At 66.8% G+C, this 16,203-nt stretch carries 16 protein-coding genes; 7 read left to right on the forward strand and 9 right to left on the reverse strand.

Going from position 1 to position 16,203, the window contains the following annotated elements; genetic code table 11:
* The first annotated feature begins 34 nt into the window (after window positions 1–34).
* The 4 genes from SriyCCGPB3_RS06950 (at window position 35) to SriyCCGPB3_RS06965 (ending at window position 4,387) form a co-directional block, all read left to right on the forward strand.
* Window positions 35–1,171 carry an ABC transporter ATP-binding protein gene (locus tag SriyCCGPB3_RS06950; RefSeq protein ID WP_110711760.1) on the forward strand — a complete coding sequence of 379 codons (1,137 nt, stop codon included), beginning with the start codon at window positions 35–37 and terminating at the stop codon, window positions 1,169–1,171.
* Window positions 1,168–2,100 carry an ABC transporter permease subunit gene (locus tag SriyCCGPB3_RS06955; RefSeq protein ID WP_049399899.1) on the forward strand — a complete coding sequence of 311 codons (933 nt, stop codon included), beginning with the start codon at window positions 1,168–1,170 and terminating at the stop codon, window positions 2,098–2,100. The genes SriyCCGPB3_RS06950 and SriyCCGPB3_RS06955 overlap by 4 nt, the downstream gene beginning before the upstream one ends.
* The gene (locus tag SriyCCGPB3_RS06960; protein ID WP_049446123.1) at window positions 2,097–2,939 is read left to right on the forward strand and encodes an ABC transporter permease subunit; all 843 of its coding nucleotides are present in this window, start codon (window positions 2,097–2,099) and stop codon (window positions 2,937–2,939) included. Before SriyCCGPB3_RS06955 ends, SriyCCGPB3_RS06960 begins: the two co-directional genes overlap by 4 nt.
* Window positions 2,940–3,022: 83 nt before the next feature.
* On the forward strand, window positions 3,023–4,387 hold the full coding sequence (locus SriyCCGPB3_RS06965; protein WP_153856928.1) for an NAD-dependent succinate-semialdehyde dehydrogenase: 1,365 nt from the start codon (window positions 3,023–3,025) through the stop codon (window positions 4,385–4,387).
* Window positions 4,388–4,461: 74 nt separating this feature from the next.
* On the opposite strand, the gene SriyCCGPB3_RS06970 is transcribed toward SriyCCGPB3_RS06965, so the two are convergent.
* The 7 genes from SriyCCGPB3_RS06970 to SriyCCGPB3_RS07000 form a co-directional block, all read right to left on the reverse strand.
* Window positions 4,462–5,484 (reverse strand): magnesium and cobalt transport protein CorA, encoded by a 1,023-nt coding sequence (locus SriyCCGPB3_RS06970; RefSeq protein WP_153856929.1) that lies wholly within the window; start codon window positions 5,482–5,484, stop codon window positions 4,462–4,464.
* Between the two features lie 6 nt (window positions 5,485–5,490).
* Window positions 5,491–6,759 (reverse strand): DUF4105 domain-containing protein, encoded by a 1,269-nt coding sequence (locus SriyCCGPB3_RS06975; RefSeq protein WP_153856930.1) that lies wholly within the window; start codon window positions 6,757–6,759, stop codon window positions 5,491–5,493.
* Window positions 6,756–7,637 (reverse strand): HlyC/CorC family transporter, encoded by an 882-nt coding sequence (locus SriyCCGPB3_RS06980; RefSeq protein WP_057495802.1) that lies wholly within the window; start codon window positions 7,635–7,637, stop codon window positions 6,756–6,758. The genes SriyCCGPB3_RS06975 and SriyCCGPB3_RS06980 overlap by 4 nt, the downstream gene beginning before the upstream one ends.
* A 64-nt stretch (window positions 7,638–7,701) precedes the next feature.
* Window positions 7,702–8,259 (reverse strand): hypothetical protein, encoded by a 558-nt coding sequence (locus SriyCCGPB3_RS06985; RefSeq protein WP_324187377.1) that lies wholly within the window; start codon window positions 8,257–8,259, stop codon window positions 7,702–7,704.
* Window positions 8,260–8,286: 27 nt separating this feature from the next.
* Window positions 8,287–8,898: a hypothetical protein gene (locus SriyCCGPB3_RS06990; RefSeq protein WP_153856932.1), complete on the reverse strand. Its 612-nt coding sequence runs from the start codon at window positions 8,896–8,898 to the stop codon at window positions 8,287–8,289.
* Window positions 8,899–8,946: 48 nt separating this feature from the next.
* Window positions 8,947–9,432, reverse strand: a complete 486-nt coding sequence (gene ybeY / locus SriyCCGPB3_RS06995; protein ID WP_110711766.1) for an rRNA maturation RNase YbeY — start codon at window positions 9,430–9,432, stop codon at window positions 8,947–8,949.
* The gene (locus tag SriyCCGPB3_RS07000) at window positions 9,429–10,415 is read right to left on the reverse strand and encodes a PhoH family protein (RefSeq protein ID WP_005415936.1); all 987 of its coding nucleotides are present in this window, start codon (window positions 10,413–10,415) and stop codon (window positions 9,429–9,431) included. Before SriyCCGPB3_RS07000 ends, ybeY begins: the two co-directional genes overlap by 4 nt.
* Before the next feature lie 481 nt (window positions 10,416–10,896).
* On the opposite strand from SriyCCGPB3_RS07000, the gene SriyCCGPB3_RS07005 reads away from it, so the two are divergent.
* The 3 genes from SriyCCGPB3_RS07005 to SriyCCGPB3_RS07015 all read left to right on the forward strand — a co-directional run bounded on the left by SriyCCGPB3_RS07005 (window position 10,897) and on the right by SriyCCGPB3_RS07015 (window position 13,906).
* Complete coding sequence (locus tag SriyCCGPB3_RS07005; RefSeq protein ID WP_350260014.1) at window positions 10,897–11,853, forward strand: HlyD family secretion protein; 957 nt, start codon at window positions 10,897–10,899, stop codon at window positions 11,851–11,853.
* A 65-nt stretch (window positions 11,854–11,918) separates the two neighbouring features.
* Window positions 11,919–12,797 carry an ABC transporter ATP-binding protein gene (locus SriyCCGPB3_RS07010; protein ID WP_110711769.1) on the forward strand — a complete coding sequence of 293 codons (879 nt, stop codon included), beginning with the start codon at window positions 11,919–11,921 and terminating at the stop codon, window positions 12,795–12,797.
* The gene (locus SriyCCGPB3_RS07015; RefSeq protein WP_350260015.1) at window positions 12,794–13,906 is read left to right on the forward strand and encodes an ABC transporter permease; all 1,113 of its coding nucleotides are present in this window, start codon (window positions 12,794–12,796) and stop codon (window positions 13,904–13,906) included. The genes SriyCCGPB3_RS07010 and SriyCCGPB3_RS07015 overlap by 4 nt, the downstream gene beginning before the upstream one ends.
* Before the next feature lie 48 nt (window positions 13,907–13,954).
* On the opposite strand, the gene miaB is transcribed toward SriyCCGPB3_RS07015, so the two are convergent.
* Together miaB and SriyCCGPB3_RS07025 are read right to left on the reverse strand one after the other, a co-directional pair.
* Window positions 13,955–15,373, reverse strand: a complete 1,419-nt coding sequence (gene miaB / locus SriyCCGPB3_RS07020; RefSeq protein WP_049399909.1) for a tRNA (N6-isopentenyl adenosine(37)-C2)-methylthiotransferase MiaB — start codon at window positions 15,371–15,373, stop codon at window positions 13,955–13,957.
* A 204-nt stretch (window positions 15,374–15,577) separates the two neighbouring features.
* Window positions 15,578–16,198, reverse strand: coding sequence for a glutathione S-transferase family protein (locus SriyCCGPB3_RS07025; protein WP_110711771.1), 621 nt, complete (start codon window positions 16,196–16,198; stop codon window positions 15,578–15,580).
* Between the last annotated feature and the right edge of the window lie 5 nt (window positions 16,199–16,203).

The following is a 16,203-nucleotide window of genomic DNA, read 5'->3' on the forward strand; positions in this document are numbered from 1 at the left end:
CGGCCGCTGTCCACCGCCCGCTCCCGGAGCCCCCATGCCCGTTGAAGCCCAGCCGGTAGCCACCGTCGTCGACACGACCGGTGCGCCCGGCTATCTCTCCATTCGTGACCTGCGCAAGGAATTCGACGGTTTCGTCGCCGTTGACGACGTCAATCTGGACGTGCGCAAGGGCGAGATCTTTGCCCTGCTCGGTGGCTCCGGCAGTGGCAAATCGACCCTGCTTCGCTGCCTGGGTGGCTTCGAGACGCCCACCAAGGGCAGCATCACCCTCGATGGCCAGCGCCTGGACGCGCTGCCGCCGTACCAGCGGCCGGTCAACATGATGTTCCAGTCCTATGCCCTGTTCCCGCACATGACGGTCGAGCAGAACATTGCCTTCGGCCTGAAGCAGGATGGCCTGGGCAAGGACGCGATCAACAAGCGCGTCGGCGAGATGCTGGACCTGGTGCAGATGGGCCACCTCGGCAAGCGAAAGCCACACCAGCTGTCCGGCGGCCAGCAGCAGCGCGTGGCGCTGGCGCGGTCGCTGGCCAAGGGGCCGAAGCTGCTGCTGCTGGACGAGCCGATGGGCGCGCTGGACAAGAAGCTGCGCTCGCAGATGCAGCTGGAACTGGTCAGCATCATCGAGTCGTCGGGCGTGACCTGCGTGATGGTCACCCACGACCAGGAAGAAGCGATGACCATGGCCACCCGCATCGCGGTGATGGATGCCGGCTGGATCCAGCAGGTCGGCAAGCCGGATGAGGTCTACGAGCAGCCGGCCAACCGCTTCGTCGCCGAGTTCATCGGTTCGGTCAACCTGTTCGACGGGGTGATCGACGAGGACCTGCCGGAGTACGTGACCGTACGCTCGCCGCTGTTCCCGGCGCCGATCTACATCGCCCATGGCATCACCGGCTATGAAGGGCAGCCGGTCGCGTTCGCGCTGCGCCCGGAGAAGGTGATGATCGGCAAGGACGAGCCGGAAGGGCACACCAACAAGGCACAGGGCGTGATCGAGGACATCGCCTACTTCGGCAGCCACTCGGTCTACCACGTGCGCCTGCCCAGCGGCGCCAAGGTGCTGGCCAACTTCGCCAACTCGCAGCGCTGGGCCAGCGACGGCCTGACCTGGGGTGACAGCGTGTGGGTGCACTGGCGCGACAACGACGGCGTGGTGCTGACCTCATGAGCGTCGCCGGCCTGAAGCGCTGGCTGCCGGGGCTGCGTGCCACGGTGATCGGCATTCCGTACCTGTGGCTGCTGCTGTTCTTCGCAGTGCCGTTCCTGATCGTGCTGATGATCAGCTTCTCGCTCAGCCGGGTCGGCTCGCCGCCGTACACCTGGCTGCTGCAGTACGCCGACGGCGGCTTCTCGCTGAAGCTGAACCTGGAGAACTACCTGGCGCTGTTCCGCGATTCGATCTATGCGCAGGCGTTCCTGAGCTCGATCAAGATCGCGGCGATCTCGACCTTCCTGACCCTGCTGATCGGCTACCCGATGGCCTATGCCATCGCCCGCCTGTCGCCGGCCGCGCGCAACGTGGCGATGATGCTGGTGGTGCTGCCATCGTGGACCTCGTTCCTGATCCGCGTGTATGCATGGAAGGCGATCCTGGACCGCAACGGCCTGCTCGACCAGTTCCTGCAGTTCACCGGCCTGCAGACGCTGATGACGTCGATGGGGCTGCCGAAACTGCAGCTGATCGACACCCCGACCGCTGCCTATATCGGCATCGTCTACTGCTATCTGCCGTTCATGGTGCTGCCGCTGTACGCCAACCTGGTCAAGCATGACCACCGCCTGCTGGAAGCCGCCTACGACCTTGGTGCCAAGCCGTGGCAGGCGTTCCTGCGCATCACCCTGCCGTTGTCCAAGGCCGGCATCATCGCCGGTTGCATGCTGGTGATGATTCCGGCCATTGGTGAATTCGTGATCCCGGAAATGCTGGGTGGCTCGGAGACGCTGATGGTGGGCCGCCAGCTGTGGAACGAGTTCTTCAACAACCGCAACTGGCCGGGCGCCTCGGCGATGGCGGTGGCGATGATCCTGTTGCTGCTGGTGCCGATCCTGCTGTTCAACCGTTCCCAGCAGCGCCTGCTGGAAGGGAAGCAGGCATGAGCCCGCGTACCGCCAAGGGCCTGGGGCTGGGCGTGCTGCTGCTCGGCTTCGCCTTCCTGTACCTGCCGATCCTGCTGTTGATGTTCTATTCGTTCAACAGCTCGCGGCTGGCGATGGTCTGGGCCGGGTTCTCCACCCGTGCCTACAGCGACCTGTTCGCCGACCGCGCGCTGATGGATGCGATGTGGACCAGCCTGGTGGTGGCGTTCTGGACTGCCTGCACGGCCACCGTGCTGGGCACGCTGGCGGCGATGGTCATGACCCGCTTCAAGCGCTTCCGCGGCAAGCCGCTGTTCGGCGCGCTGGTCACCGCGCCGCTGGTGATGCCGGATGTGATCCTGGGCTTCTCGTTGATGGCGCTGCTGGCCTCGATGGGCGCGATTCCCGGCTTCCCGGCGCGCGGCCTGACCACCATCTGGATCGCCCACGTCACCTTCACCCTGTGCTTCGTCACCGTGGTGGTGTCCTCGCGGCTGCAGGAAATGGACCTGTCGCTGGAAGAGGCGGCGATGGACCTGGGCGCAAGCCGGTTGACTGTGTTCGGTCGTATCACCCTGCCGATCATCGCACCGGCGCTGGTGGCGGGCTGGCTGCTGGCGTTCACCCTGTCGCTGGATGACGTGGTGGTGGCCAGCTTCGTGGCCACGCCGGGCTCGACCACGCTGCCGATGAAGGTGTTCGCCTCGGTGCGCATGGGCATCAGCCCGAAGATCAACGCGCTGGCCACGCTGCTGGTGTCGGCGGTCTCGATCGCCGCGGTGATCGGCTGGTACATCAATGCCCGCGCCGAGAAGCGACGCCAGCGCGACCTGCAGCTGGCGCGGCAGGAAAACGGCTGAGCACACGGCCTGTCGACAGTGCCGGCAACATCCGGCTCACGGGCAACCGCGCACAATGGGGATCTTCCAGATGGAGATCCCCCATGACCGTCGAGATCGTCGACCCGGCCACCGGCCTGGTGACCTACCGCCATGAACTGATGGGTGCTGCCGACATCGAGCAGCGCCTGCAGGCCGCTGCCGATGCCTTCCCCGGCTGGGCTGATCACTCGTTGCAGGATCGCGGTGCCATCCTGCGCCGGATCGCCGCGCAACTACGCACGCGCCGTGACGATCTGCAGCAGGCGATGACCCATGAGATGGGCAAGCTCAAGGCCGAAGCGCTGGCCGAGGTCGACAAGTGCGCGGCCGCCTGCGAGTACTACGCCGACCATGCTGCCGACTACCTGAAGCCGCAGCTGATCGATACCGAAGCACAGCGCAGCTATGTGCGCTACGAGCCGATCGGCTGTGTGTTCGCGGTGATGCCGTGGAATTTCCCGATCTGGCAGGTGTTCCGTTTCCTCGCGCCGGCGTTCATGGCAGGCAACGTGGCCCTGCTCAAGCACGCCAGCAACGTGCCGCAGTGCGCCGACCTGATCCTGGCGGTGTGCCGTGACGGTGGCCTGCCCGACGGCGTGTTCGATGTGTTGCATATCGACAACGAGCAGGCCGCCGAGGTGCTGCGCGACACACGGGTGAAAGCGGTGACACTGACCGGCAGCGAGCGGGCAGGGCGCTCGATCGCTTCCAATGCCGGCAGCCAGCTGAAGAAATCGGTGATGGAACTGGGCGGCAGCGATGCCTTCGTGGTGCTCGACGATGCCGACCTCGACAAGACCGTGGCGGCGGCGGTGAAGTCGCGCTTCGACAACAGCGGGCAGACCTGCATCGCGGCCAAGCGCTTCATCGTGGTCGATGCGGTGGCCGATGAGTTCACCCGGCGCTTCGTTGAAGCCGCGGGTGAGCGTCAGTACGGCGATCCCAATGAACGTGGCACCACGCTGGCGCCGATGGCGCGTGCGGACCTGCGCGATGAGCTGCACAAACAGGTGCAGGGCAGCGTGGCCAAGGGCGCGCGGGTACTGCTGGGTGGTGAGCCGATTGCGGGTACACATGCCGGCTATCCGGCCACCGTGCTCGATCAGGTCGGCCCGGGCATGCCGGCCTACGACGAGGAGCTGTTCGGGCCGGTGGCTGCGGTGATCCGTGTCGCTGACGAGGCCGAGGCACTGCGCGTGGCCAACGACACCCGCTTCGGCCTGGGCGGCAGCGTGTGGACGCGTGATCCGGTGCGAGGCGAGGCCTTTGCACAGCGCATGGAATGCGGCGCCGCGTTCGTCAACGCCATCGTCAAGAGCGACGCGCGGCTGCCGTTCGGTGGCAGCAAGCAGTCCGGCTTCGGTCGGGAGCTGGCCGACCACGGCATCCATGAGTTCATGAACATCAAGACCGTCTACGTGGCTTGATTCCGAACGGTAGTGCCGGCCGCTGGCCGGCATTGCCTGGTTGCCGGCCAGCGGCCGGCACTACCCAAAGCGGGCTACAACCACTTCGCGCGCTTGAACAACCGGTACAACCCCACGCATACACCGCCTACACCGATGATCATCATCGGGTACGACCACGGTTCGCTCAGCTCGGGCATGTGGCTGAAGTTCATGCCGTACCAGCTGGTGATCAGCGTCGGCGCAGCCAGCAGCGCGGCCCATGCACCCAGCCGCTTGACCGTCTCGCCCTGCGCCAGCGTCACCAGCGACAGGTTCACGCTCAGCGCGGTGCCGAGCATCTCGCGCAGCGTGTCGATCACATCGCTGATGCGTACCGCGTGGTCGTGCACGTCGCGGATGTACAGCTTCACTTCGTCGGGGATCAGCTCGCCCTGGTAGCGGCGCAGCTGCGCCAGCACATCCTGCAGCGGCGCCACCGCCATCCGCATCTTGTTCAGTTCGCGCTTGAGCTCGTACAGCCGCACCACCGTGCTGCGCTTGTAGTTGTCGGCGAAGATGTCCTTTTCCAGCAGGTCCAGGGTGTCGCGGAAGCGGTGCACGATGGGCAGGTAGTTGTCGACCACGAAGTCGGTCACCGCGTACAGGCAGTACGACGGGCCCATCTTCAGCAGCTGCGGCTCGCGCTCCACCCGTGCACGTACCGGCGCGTACGACAGCGACGCGCCGTGGCGCACCGTCACCAGGAAGCGCGGGCCGAGGAAGGCGTGGGTTTCGCCGTACTGTATGCGTTCGTCGACCATCTGTGCGGTGGTCACCACCACGAACAGCGAATTGCCGTAGGTCTCGACCTTGGGACGCTGGTGCGCGTTGCGCGCGTCCTCGATGGCCAGGTCGTGCAGGCAGAATTCTTCCTGCAGTTTCAGCAGCACATCGTCGTTGGGGTCGTACAGACCGACCCAGACGAAGCCGTTGCCACTGGCAATGACATCGCTGATGGCATCCAGGCTGATGTCGTGGCGTTTGCCCTCGTCATCGTAGTGGACGCAGTTGATGACGCAGGCGGGGTTGGCCGAAGCAGGGGCGGAAGCGGAGGCGGGCAGTGACATGCCCGCCATCGTGCGTCAGTGCCGTGTTTCGGACAAGTGAGGAGCGCGCCCCAGCACCCACGCCAGCGCGACGTGGACGGGCAGCAGCAGCACGATCCACTGCACGTTGTACTGTGCCTGCAGGCTCAGCCAGTGCAGCACCAGCGCGGCCACTGCCTGTACCGCCAGCAGCCACAGCACGATCCTGAACATGCGGCCTGGCACGCGCCGGCGCAGCAGGCTGATCGCACCCGGCAGCAGCAGCACGGCCAACGGCGAAAGCAGCAGCAGGTTGCGGTTGGCCCAGGCGGCGTAGTGGGTGCTGAAGCCCCACAGGAACACCAGCAAGCTGCCGGCGATGGTACACAGCAGCCAGAACGGCAGCGCCAGCCCGGCCAGCAGGCGCGGGCGGCTGCGCAGCGCCAGTACGCCGGCGGCGATCACCAGGCCACACAGCAGCCACGGCCACCAGCGGCGCGCGAACTCCTTCGGCTCCGGATCGATGCGGTGCGGCAGCAGCTCCTGTTCGGACTGCACCAGCGGCCGACCATCGCTGTTGCGTGCTTGGCGCAGTGCGTCGGCCAGGCGCATCGGCACGAAGGCTTCCTGCCAGCGCGACAGCGGCTGGTCGGCGAACGGGCCGAGGCCGACGTCGAAGCCGAGCCACATCCACGGTGCCGGCGAGGCCAGCCGCACCGATTCACTGCGGTAGGTATTGCCGCGCGAGCGCCCCGACAGCTGCGACTGCAGGCCGCCGCCCAGTGCCTTGTCCACCGTGTCGCGCACCATCGTGGCGCAGTTGGCGGTGTAGTAGTCGTAGTGGTAGCGCGCGTTCTCCGGCTTGGCCCGCTCGGCCAGGTCGGCGGCCAGTGCACGTGCCTGGTCCGGGCGCAGGTCCAGCCACTGCACGCTGGCGCCACGGCCGGTCTCGTCGTAGTACGACAGGTCCTGCTGCAGCGGCAGCGCCACCAGGTAATACATCATGTCGCCGCGCACGAAGCGGCTGATGAAATCATCCTCGGACGGATCGAAGTAGCCGAAGTTGTACGAGGTCGCTTCGCCGCTGACCGGATCGATCACGACGATGGCGTCGTGGCCGAAACGCTCGAAGAACACCGTGCCCGGCTGCATGGTCACCACCCCGATGCGCGGGGCGGGGACCTCGGCGCTGGCGGCAGGCGCAGCAGGCGTGGGTTTGGCTGCCGCCGGCTGCGCGAAGGCAGCCAGCGGCAGGACCGAGGCCAGCACGCACAGTGCCAGCCACAGCGTCAGGCGCAGTGCCAGGAGGGGGCCACCGCGCTTCAAGCGTCGTCCTGCGCGTCCGGCGGCAGCACGGTCACGTGGAAGGCCTGGACCCGGCGCGCATCGGCGCGGGCCACGCGGAACATGAAGCGGTCCAGCGCCAGCTCGTCACCGACTTCCGGCAGGTGGCCCACGGCCTCGGTGACCAGGCCGCCGATGGTGTCGTAGTCCTCGTCGGAGAAGGTGGCACCGAAGCGTTCGTTGAAGTCGCCGATCGGGGTCAGCGCGTCGACCACGTACTGGCCGTCGGACTGGATGGCGATCTGCGCGGACGGATCCTCGGCCTCGTCATGCTCGTCGTCGATCTCGCCGACGATCTGTTCCAGCACGTCCTCGATGGTGACCAGGCCGGCGACACCGCCGTACTCGTCGACCACGATGGCCATGTGGTTGCGTGACAGGCGGAATTCCTTGAGAAGCACGTTGAGCTTCTTCGCCTCCGGGATCAGCACCGCCGGGCGCAGCAGTTCGCGCACGTTGGCCGGGCCGTTGTCGGCGACCACGCCGCGCAGCAGGTCCTTGGCCAGCAGGATGCCAAGGATGTCGTCCTTGTTCTCGCCGTGCACCGGGAAGCGCGAATGGCCGGATTCGACCACCTGCTTCATCAGTTCCAGGAAGGGCGCTTCGACCGGCAGCGAGACCATCTGCGAGCGTGAGATCATCACGTCGCCCACGGTCAGCTCGGCCACCGAAATGGCGCCTTCCATCATCTTCAGGGTATCGGCGGCGATCAGACCCTCTTCCTGCGCGGTGTGCAGGACAGCGACCAGCTCGTCGCGGGTGTGGGGTTCGCCGGAGAAGGCGGAGGTCAGGCGTTCAAGCCAGCCGCGCTTCTTTTCACTGGGCTCCGCAGGGGAGCTACTACTGTCGTCTTCTGACATCTCTGGAAAAAAGGCACCCGGCAGGCCGGGCGTTGGCCCAAGTCTAGCAGGATGTGACGGCCTGTCAGTGACTGCCGCTGGCCGTGGCGGGAGGGGCCGGAGGCGCCTCTTCCTCGGGCAGGTCCAGGCTGTAGGTGCAGCCGGCCAGGGTCTTGCCGGGGTGGGAGGCCACGGTGGAGACGCTGAGGATGATCGACTCGATCTGGGCCTCGCCGGTCTTCGGGTCGGTCACATCGCGGCTGACCAGCTCGCGCCCGGCCATGAACTTGCCGTCCTGGTCGTAGCCGGTCTCCAGTTCCAGCCGTTTGGCCAGAGGCCGAGGATCGGCCTGGTCGAGGACTGCCATGATGCTGGCACCGGCCACCGCCACCCGCTCGCTGACCGTGCCGAATACGGTGACCGGCTGGGCCAGGCGGTACTCGCTCATGAACTGGTTGCCCTGCGGCAACGGTTGCAGGCCCTGGGCCACGGCCTTCAACGGGTCGGCCAGCAGTGGGGCGAGCGCAGCGTACTCGGCCACGCCCTGGCGGCATTCGATCAGCGCGGGCAGATCAAGACGGGAGGCGAAGGCCTGCGGGGCGGCAAGGACACACAGCAGGGGCAGGCAGCAGCGCAGCGACACGGGCGGACTCCGCAGGCGGGCCGGACATCATAACGGCGACGGGCGCGGGATCTCTGCTTTGCTGCCGCGGCGGTTGCGGGACAGCAGGGCGCGCACTGCCATCACCGGCAGGGTAAGAAGCACTGCCTTCATCGCGGTGTGCAGCACGGTGATCAGCCCGAGCGCCACCGACTGCAGCAGGCCCTCGTGTTCGAGCCAGGGCGCCAGTGCCGGCTCGGCGGCCTTTGCCAGCGGCATGTACATCGCACAGAGGGCGTACAACAGCCAGAGCGAGGCAGTTGACGCATGGAAGAACGGCAACGTGGCTGCCGAGCGCCGCAGACGCTGCTGGACCGCCACCCGCCAGGCCACCGGCGCGGTGAACGCGCCGATGAACATCAGCACCAGTGCGCTCGTCACCAGGCCCATCGTGGTGCTGGTGCCGTGCCGATGCTGCAGCAGGTGCGGTCCGATCATGCTGACCGCCAGGCTGGCAATGACGCACGCCGGTGACAGCAGCGCCAGCGTGCGCAGCAGCCAGTGCTGCCCGCTGGGGTCGCCTGCGCTGACGCGGCGCACCAGGCGCGCGCCGAGGATCAACACCGCTGCAAGCCCGAGGCCGCCGATCAGCAACGACACCCCACCGTTCCCGAACATCATCCCTGTTCTCCCGAAATCCGTTGGGCGAGCATAGCCTCCGGAACAGCGTCAGCGCTCTCCGGCGTACGGGTCGGCGATGCCTAGCTCGGCCAGGATCTCGCGCTCGAGCTGTTCCATGGCCTCCGCTTCCTTGTCGTCCTCGTGGTCCCAGCCGAGCAGGTGCAGCACGCCGTGCACGGTCAGGTGCGCGTAGTGAGCGTTGAGCGCCTTGCCCTGTTCGTCGGCCTCCCGCGCCACGACCGGTGCACAGATCACCAGGTCGCCCAGCAGCGGGAACTTCACGCCCTTGGGCAGGCCTTCCGGCACTTCGGCCGGGAAGCTGAGCACGTTGGTGGCGTAGTCCTTGCCGCGGTAGTGGCGGTTCAGCGACTGCCCTTCCTTGCTATCGACCACGCGGATGGCCAGGTCGGCCTCGCGGATGCGGCCCTTCAGTGCGGCGGCCACCCACTTGCGGAAGCTGACTGCCGCCGGCAGGCCGGTACGCGGCAGGGCATAACTGACGGCGACGTCCAGTCGCACGGGACCACGGGTCATGGAGTTGCTCCAGGTTGGATCTGATGCAGGTCGCGGCGGTCGTACGCGCTCACGATACGCGCCACCAGCGGGTGGCGGACCACGTCGCGGGACTCGAAGAAGGTGAAGCTGACGCCCTCGACCTCGCGCAGCACATCGATGGCATCGCGCAGGCCGGACTTCACATGCTTGGGCAGGTCGGTCTGGGTCAGGTCGCCGGTGACCACTGCGGTGGAGCCGTAGCCCAGGCGGGTCAGGAACATCTTCATCTGTTCGATGGTGGTGTTCTGTGCTTCGTCCAGGATCACGAAGGCATCGTTGAGCGTGCGGCCGCGCATGTAGGCCAGCGGCGCGATCTCGATGACGTTCTTCTCCAGCAGCTTGACCACCTTCTCCACGCCCATCATTTCGTACAGGGCGTCGTACAACGGTCGCAGGTAGGGGTCGACCTTCTGGCTCAGGTCACCGGGCAGGAAGCCGAGCTTCTCGCCGGCCTCCACCGCCGGGCGCACCAGGATCAGGCGCTGCACCCGTGATTCATTCAGGGCTTCGACCGCGCTGGCCACGGCCAGGAAAGTCTTGCCGGTGCCGGCCGGGCCGATACCGAAGTTGATGTCGTGGGTGGCGATCTGGTGCAGGTAGCGGCCCTGGTTGGCGCCGCGACCGCGCACCGTGCCGCGCTTGACCTTGATTGCCACGTCCTGCGCTTCGTAGGAGCGCTCGGCGATCTGCTCGACATTGGCCTGCGCCAGGCGCAGGTGGATGGCGTGGTTGTCGAAGGTCGTTTCGCCGGCTTCGGCGTACAGCGCTTCAACCAGCTTCTGCGCCTCGACGATGGCTTCGTTGGGCCCGCTGATGCGGAACACGAAGCCACGGTTGGCGATCTCCACGCCGAGCTTCAGCTCGATCTGGCGCAGGTGCCCGTCGAAGGGGCCGCACAGGTTGGCCAGTCGCTCGTTGTCTTCCGGCGACAGGGTGAAGTCTCGATGATCGATGCTTTTCATTGCTTGGGGTGGGGCGGATGCCTTCCACCGCAGTGTATTCAGGGAGGACAAGGGTAGCGCGCGTGCGGGGCACACGGCCAGCAGACGGTCGATACAGCGTTTTCCACACCCCGTGTGGACGGGGCACGCGGAAACCTGTGGATAGACCTTCGCACTGCTTGTGCCACAAGGCCCATGAGGTCCTGGTGAAAAAAGCGTCATGGTCGCCCGTCGCTACGGCGGCACTGCCACGGGGGTCTGCACGGGGGCGTTCATCGTGATGGCAGTGCAGGTTTCGTTGCCGGGCGAGCAACAAAGCCACGTCCTGCCGGATTTCCACAGCAGTTGTGGAATGATGCCGAATCAACCTGTGGATAGGTGGTGCGGAGCCTTGCAGCCAAAGGCTTGCCCATACGCGGTGAAAAAAACGCCAGGGCTGATCGGAATCATTGAGGGTGCACGGGGCACATGGCACCGTGTCGCCGTCGCAGGAGGGGATGGCATGGGCATCGGCAACGGGATGCGTGGAATCGGACTGGCGGGCATCGGCCTGCTGGCGGGGTGTGGGCAGTCAACGCCGACTGCGCTGGGCACGCTGGAATGGGACCGGATCACCGTGCCGGCGCCGGCAGCCGAAGTGATTGCAGCGGTGGAGGTGCGGGAGGGCCAGCAGGTCAAGGCCGGTGCCGTGCTGATGCAGCTGGACCCGGCGCGGGGAGACGCGCAGTTCGCCGCAGCAGAGGCTGACACGGCCCGTGCGCAGGCGCAGCTGGAAGAGCTGAAGATCGGCCCACGCCAGGAGCAGATCGCCCAGGCCCAGGCGCAACTGGCCGCGTTGCGCGCACAGGCTGCCGAAGCAAGTGCCTACTACCGACGCGTGCAGCCCTTGGCGCGCCAACGCCTGATCGCCGCCGCCGAGCTGGACCGCGCACGCGCCGCCGCCGGCAATGCCGAGGCCAGCGTACGTGCTGCCGAGCAGGCCTGGCTGGAACTGGTGCACGGCAGCCGCGCGCAGGATATCGCCCAGGGCCAGGCGGCCGCCGACGCCGCACGGGCACAGCAGGTGGTACAGGGCGTGAACCTGCAGAAGCTGCAATTGCGCGCACCGCGCGATGGGGTGGTCGATGCATTGCCCTACCGGCAGGGCGACCAGGCACCGATCGGTGCGCCGCTGGCAGTGATGCTGGTCGGCGAGCGCCCCTATGCGCGTGTCTACCTGCCGCAACCGCTGCGTCTGCAGGTCAAGGTCGGGCAGCCCGCGCAGATACAGCTGGAAGGCGGCAACACCGTGCTGAACGGGCATGTACGCGCGATCCGTAGCGAACCATCGTTCACGCCGTACTACGCACTGACCGGCGATGACGTCGAACGGCTGAGTTATCTGGCCGAGATCGAAGTGGATGTGGCCGCCGACATGCAGAAGCTTCCGGCCGGGCTGCCGGTGCAGGTGCGCTTCTGAACACCGGCGAGGACATCGCGGTCCACGCACGCGGGCTGACGCGCCGCTTCGGTGATCTTCTGGCCGTGGACAACGTCGACCTGACCGTGCCGCGCGGACAGGTATACGGGTTTCTGGGCCCGAACGGGTCCGGCAAGTCGACCACCATCCGCATGCTGTGCGGCCTGCTGGAACCCAGCGCAGGGCAGATCGAGGTGCTGGGCCTGGCCGTGCCCGAGCAGGCAGAGGCATTGCGCCGACGCATCGGCTACATGACCCAGCGCTTCTCGTTGTATGAAGATCTGTCGGTGCGCGAGAACCTGGAGTTCCTCGCTGCCATCCAGGACCTGCCGCGCTCGCAGGCCCGGCAGCGGGTCGACACGCTGCTGCAGCAGTACCGGCTGCAGGACCGCCAACCACAACTGGCCGGCACGCTCAGTGGTGGGCAGAAGCAACGCCTGGCCCTGGCCGGTGCCGTGGTGCATTCGCCCGAACTGCTGTTCCTGGACGAGCCGACCAGTGCGGTCGACCCCGAATCGCGCCGCGATTTCTGGGAGGCCCTGTTCGAACTGGCTGATGCCGGCACCACGGTGCTGGTATCGACCCACTACATGGACGAGGCCGAGCGCTGCCATCGCCTGGCGATCCTTGATCGTGGTGCACTGGTGGCCGATGGCACGCCGGCCGAACTCTGTGCACGGCTGGACGGCCGCACGTTGCAGGTCACGTCGGTGCAACCTCGCCAGGCCAGCCGTGCACTGTCTGAGCTGCCCGGCGTGCTGAGCGTGGCGCAGATCGGCACCCAGCTGCGAGTATTGTGCAGCGAGGATGTCGCGGACGCCGTCGCATTGCGGCGCGCGCTGGCCAGCGCCGATCCGCAGGCCCGCATCGAGGCGGTGGCGCCGAACCTGGAAGACGTCTTCGTCGCCGCTACCCGCGGCCGTGGCCGGGAGCCAGCGGCATGAACCTGCGCCGGTTGTGGGCGATCATGCTCAAGGAATTGCGCCAGCTGCGCCGCGACCGCATCACCCTGGCGATGATCGTCGGCATTCCGGTGATGCAGCTGCTGCTGTTCGGCTACGCGATCAATCTCAACCTGCGCCATCTCAACGCCGGTGTCGCCGACCAGGCCAACAGTGCGGCGTCACGCGCGCTGGTGCAGGACATGGTCGCCACCGGCGTGATCACGCCGCGCAGCGAGGCGTACACGCCCGATGAACTGATGCAGACGCTGCGCCGTGGCGAAATCAGTGTCGGCATCGTCGTGCCGGCCGACTTCGAGCGTCGTCGCTTCGATGGACGCGAGGCGGTGCAGGTGCTGGTCGATGGCAGCGACACCGTGGTGCAGAGCGCGGCGATCCAGCTGGCGCAGGTGCCGCTGGATACGCGCCCGACCAGCAACACGCGGCCCCTGCGCGAAGGCAGCATCGCTGGTGGTCCGATCAGCGTGACCAGCTTCTACAACCCGCAGCGGCGTTCGGCGGTGAACATCGTGCCGGGCCTGATCGGGGTGATCCTGACCATGACCCTGGTGATGTTCACGGCCGTAGCGGTGGTGCGCGAACGCGAGCGCGGCAACATGGAACTGCTGATCGCCACACCGGTGTCGCGCAGCGAACTGATGGTCGGCAAGGTGCTGCCCTATGCGGCTATCGGTCTGCTGCAGACCACGCTGGTATTGGTGCTGGGCACCTGGCTGTTCCAGGTGCCGATCCGCGGCAGCCTGCTGGACATCTATCTGGCCGCGGTGCTGCTGGTGCTGGCCAACCTGGCGCTGGGCCTGCTGATCTCAACGCGCGCGCGCTCGCAGTTCCAGGCGATGCAGATGACGTTGTTCCTGTTCCTGCCGTCGATCCTGCTGTCGGGCTTCATGTTCCCGTTCGCCGGCATGCCGCGGCCGGTGCAGTGGCTGGCCGAGGTGTTGCCGCTGACCCACTTCCTGCGACTGGTGCGCGGCATCATGCTGCGTGGCGCCTCGCTGTGGGAGCTGTGGCCGGATGCGCTGGCGCTGCTGGCCTTCATCGTGGTGATGATGACCCTGGCCATCCTGCGTTTCCGCAAGCGCCTGGATTGAGGCCAACAGGCCGGGGTCGGATCCCCGCAGGGGCTCCGACCCCGGGATTTACTCCGCTACCACCCGCGCGCGCAGCGAATTGGTCAGCGCTTCGGTGATCACCACGTCCACGAACTGGCCGATCAACCGCGCCGGTGCCGGGAAGTTCACCGAACGCATGTTTTCGGTCTTGCCGGTCAGTTCGTTCGGGTTCTTCCGCGAAGGACCTTCCACCAGCACCGTCTGCACGGTACCGACCATCTTCTCGGAGATGCCGGCGGCGTGTGCATTGATGCGCTCCTGCAGGCGCGACAGGCGCGCGTGCTTCTCGGCATCGCTGATCGTGTCCTCCAGGTCCGCAGCCGGCGTACCCGGGCGACGCGAATAGATGAAGGAGAAGCTGTGGTCGAAGCCGATGTCCTCGATCAGCTTCATGGTCTTCTCGAAATCGGCATCGGTCTCGCCGGGGAAGCCAACGATGAAGTCCGAGCTGATCGAGATGTCCGGGCGCACCGCGCGCAGCTTGCGGATCTTCGACTTGAATTCCAGTGCGGTGTAGCCACGCTTCATCGCCGACAGCACGCGGTCGCTGCCGGCCTGCACCGGCAGGTGCAGGAAGTTGGCCAGCTGCGGGACGTCGCGGAACGCATCGATCAGCGAATCGCTGAACTCCAGCGGGTGCGAGGTGGTGAAGCGGATGCGGCCGACGCCGTCGATCTCGGCGATGGTGCGGATCAGCAGGCCGAGGTCGGCGAACTCGCCGTCGCCATACGGGCCACGATAGGCGTTGACGTTCTGGCCGAGCAGGTTGATCTCACGCACGCCCTGTGCAGCCAGCTGCGCCACCTCCACCACCACGTCCTCGAACGGGCGGCTGACTTCGGTACCGCGGGTGTAGGGCACCACGCAGAACGAGCAGTACTTGGAACAACCTTCCATGATCGAGACGAAGGCCGAAGCACCTTCGGCGCGTGGCTCGGGCAGGCGGTCGAACTTCTCGATCTCGGGGAAGCTGATGTCCACCTGCGGGCGCTTCTGCTCGCGCCGTGCACGGATCAGTTCCGGCAGGCGGTGCAGGGTCTGCGGGCCGAACACCAGGTCGACGAACGGCGCGCGCTTGATGATTGCCTCGCCTTCCTGCGAAGCGACGCAGCCGCCCACGCCGATGATGACCTCGCGGCCCTTGTTCTTCAGTCCCTTCCACACGCCCAGCTGGCTGAACACCTTCTCCTGCGCCTTCTCGCGGATGGAGCAGGTATTGACCAGGATGACGTCGGCGTCGTCCGGGCTGTCGGTCAGTTCCAGCCCATCGCTGGCGGCAAGCACGTCGGCCATCTTGGCCGAGTCGTACTCGTTCATCTGGCAACCGTGGGTCTTGATGTACAGCTTGCCTTTCACCTGGTCGGGCTTGCGCGGACCGGCGGGCAGGGCAACGAGCGGGGTACCGCCCGGCGTGGCGGGCGGAAAGACGTCTGGCGTCCCGGTCATGGCGCTTAATCCATTCGGGTGGCGGGAAAGCGGGCAATTCTACCCGCATCCCAGCGCGTGCGCCGGCCCAGTAGAGCCAGGCCATGCCTGGCTGCTTTCCGTCCCGCAGGCACGGCGGGCGGGTCATCCACGCATGGCGTGGATCTACTGGAGTTCCGGGTCCGCCCCCCCCCGGTAGCGCCCGGCCGCGCCCGTCGGCACGCCTCAGGCCGCTGCCAGCTCCGCATCGATCTGCCGAGAACGGTCGAAAGCGGTCATCGCACTCATCCGTGCAATGTAATCAGCCGTGGCCGGCGCCGGCTGCACCAGGCCGAAGGCGGTGGTCCAGGCCAGCGCATTGCCCCACAGCACGTCGGCGGCGCTCATCCTCTCGCCGAGCAGGTACGGCCCCTGCGCCAGCTGGGCTTCGATCACCTGCAGCACCGTCTCCGCGTCGTTGTAGGGCGACATCAGGCGCGGCGGCGGCTCGCGATGCATTGCCTTGTCGATCATCGCCGGCTCGAAACAGGCGCCGTAGAAGGCCATCCAGCGCAGGTAGGGGCCGCGCAGGGCGTCGCCGATCGGCGGGGCCAGCCCGGCTTCCGGGTACAGGTCGGCCAGGTACAGGTAGATCGCCACCTGTTCGGTCACCAGTGCGCCGTTGTGGACGATGGCCGGCACCTTGCCCATCGGGTTGATGGCCAGGTAGGCCGGGGCCAGGTTGGCGCCGGCCTTCAGGTCCAGCACCTGCATGTGGTAGTCAGCACCCAGCGCTTCGAGCAGGGCCACGGCGCCGCTCGAGCGCGAACGGGCGGCGTGGTACAGGGTGATCTGGCGTGAGGTCATGGCAT

It is taken from the genome of Stenotrophomonas riyadhensis, from assembly GCF_040256885.1.
GTDB classification, from domain to species: Bacteria; Pseudomonadota; Gammaproteobacteria; order Xanthomonadales; family Xanthomonadaceae; genus Stenotrophomonas; species Stenotrophomonas riyadhensis.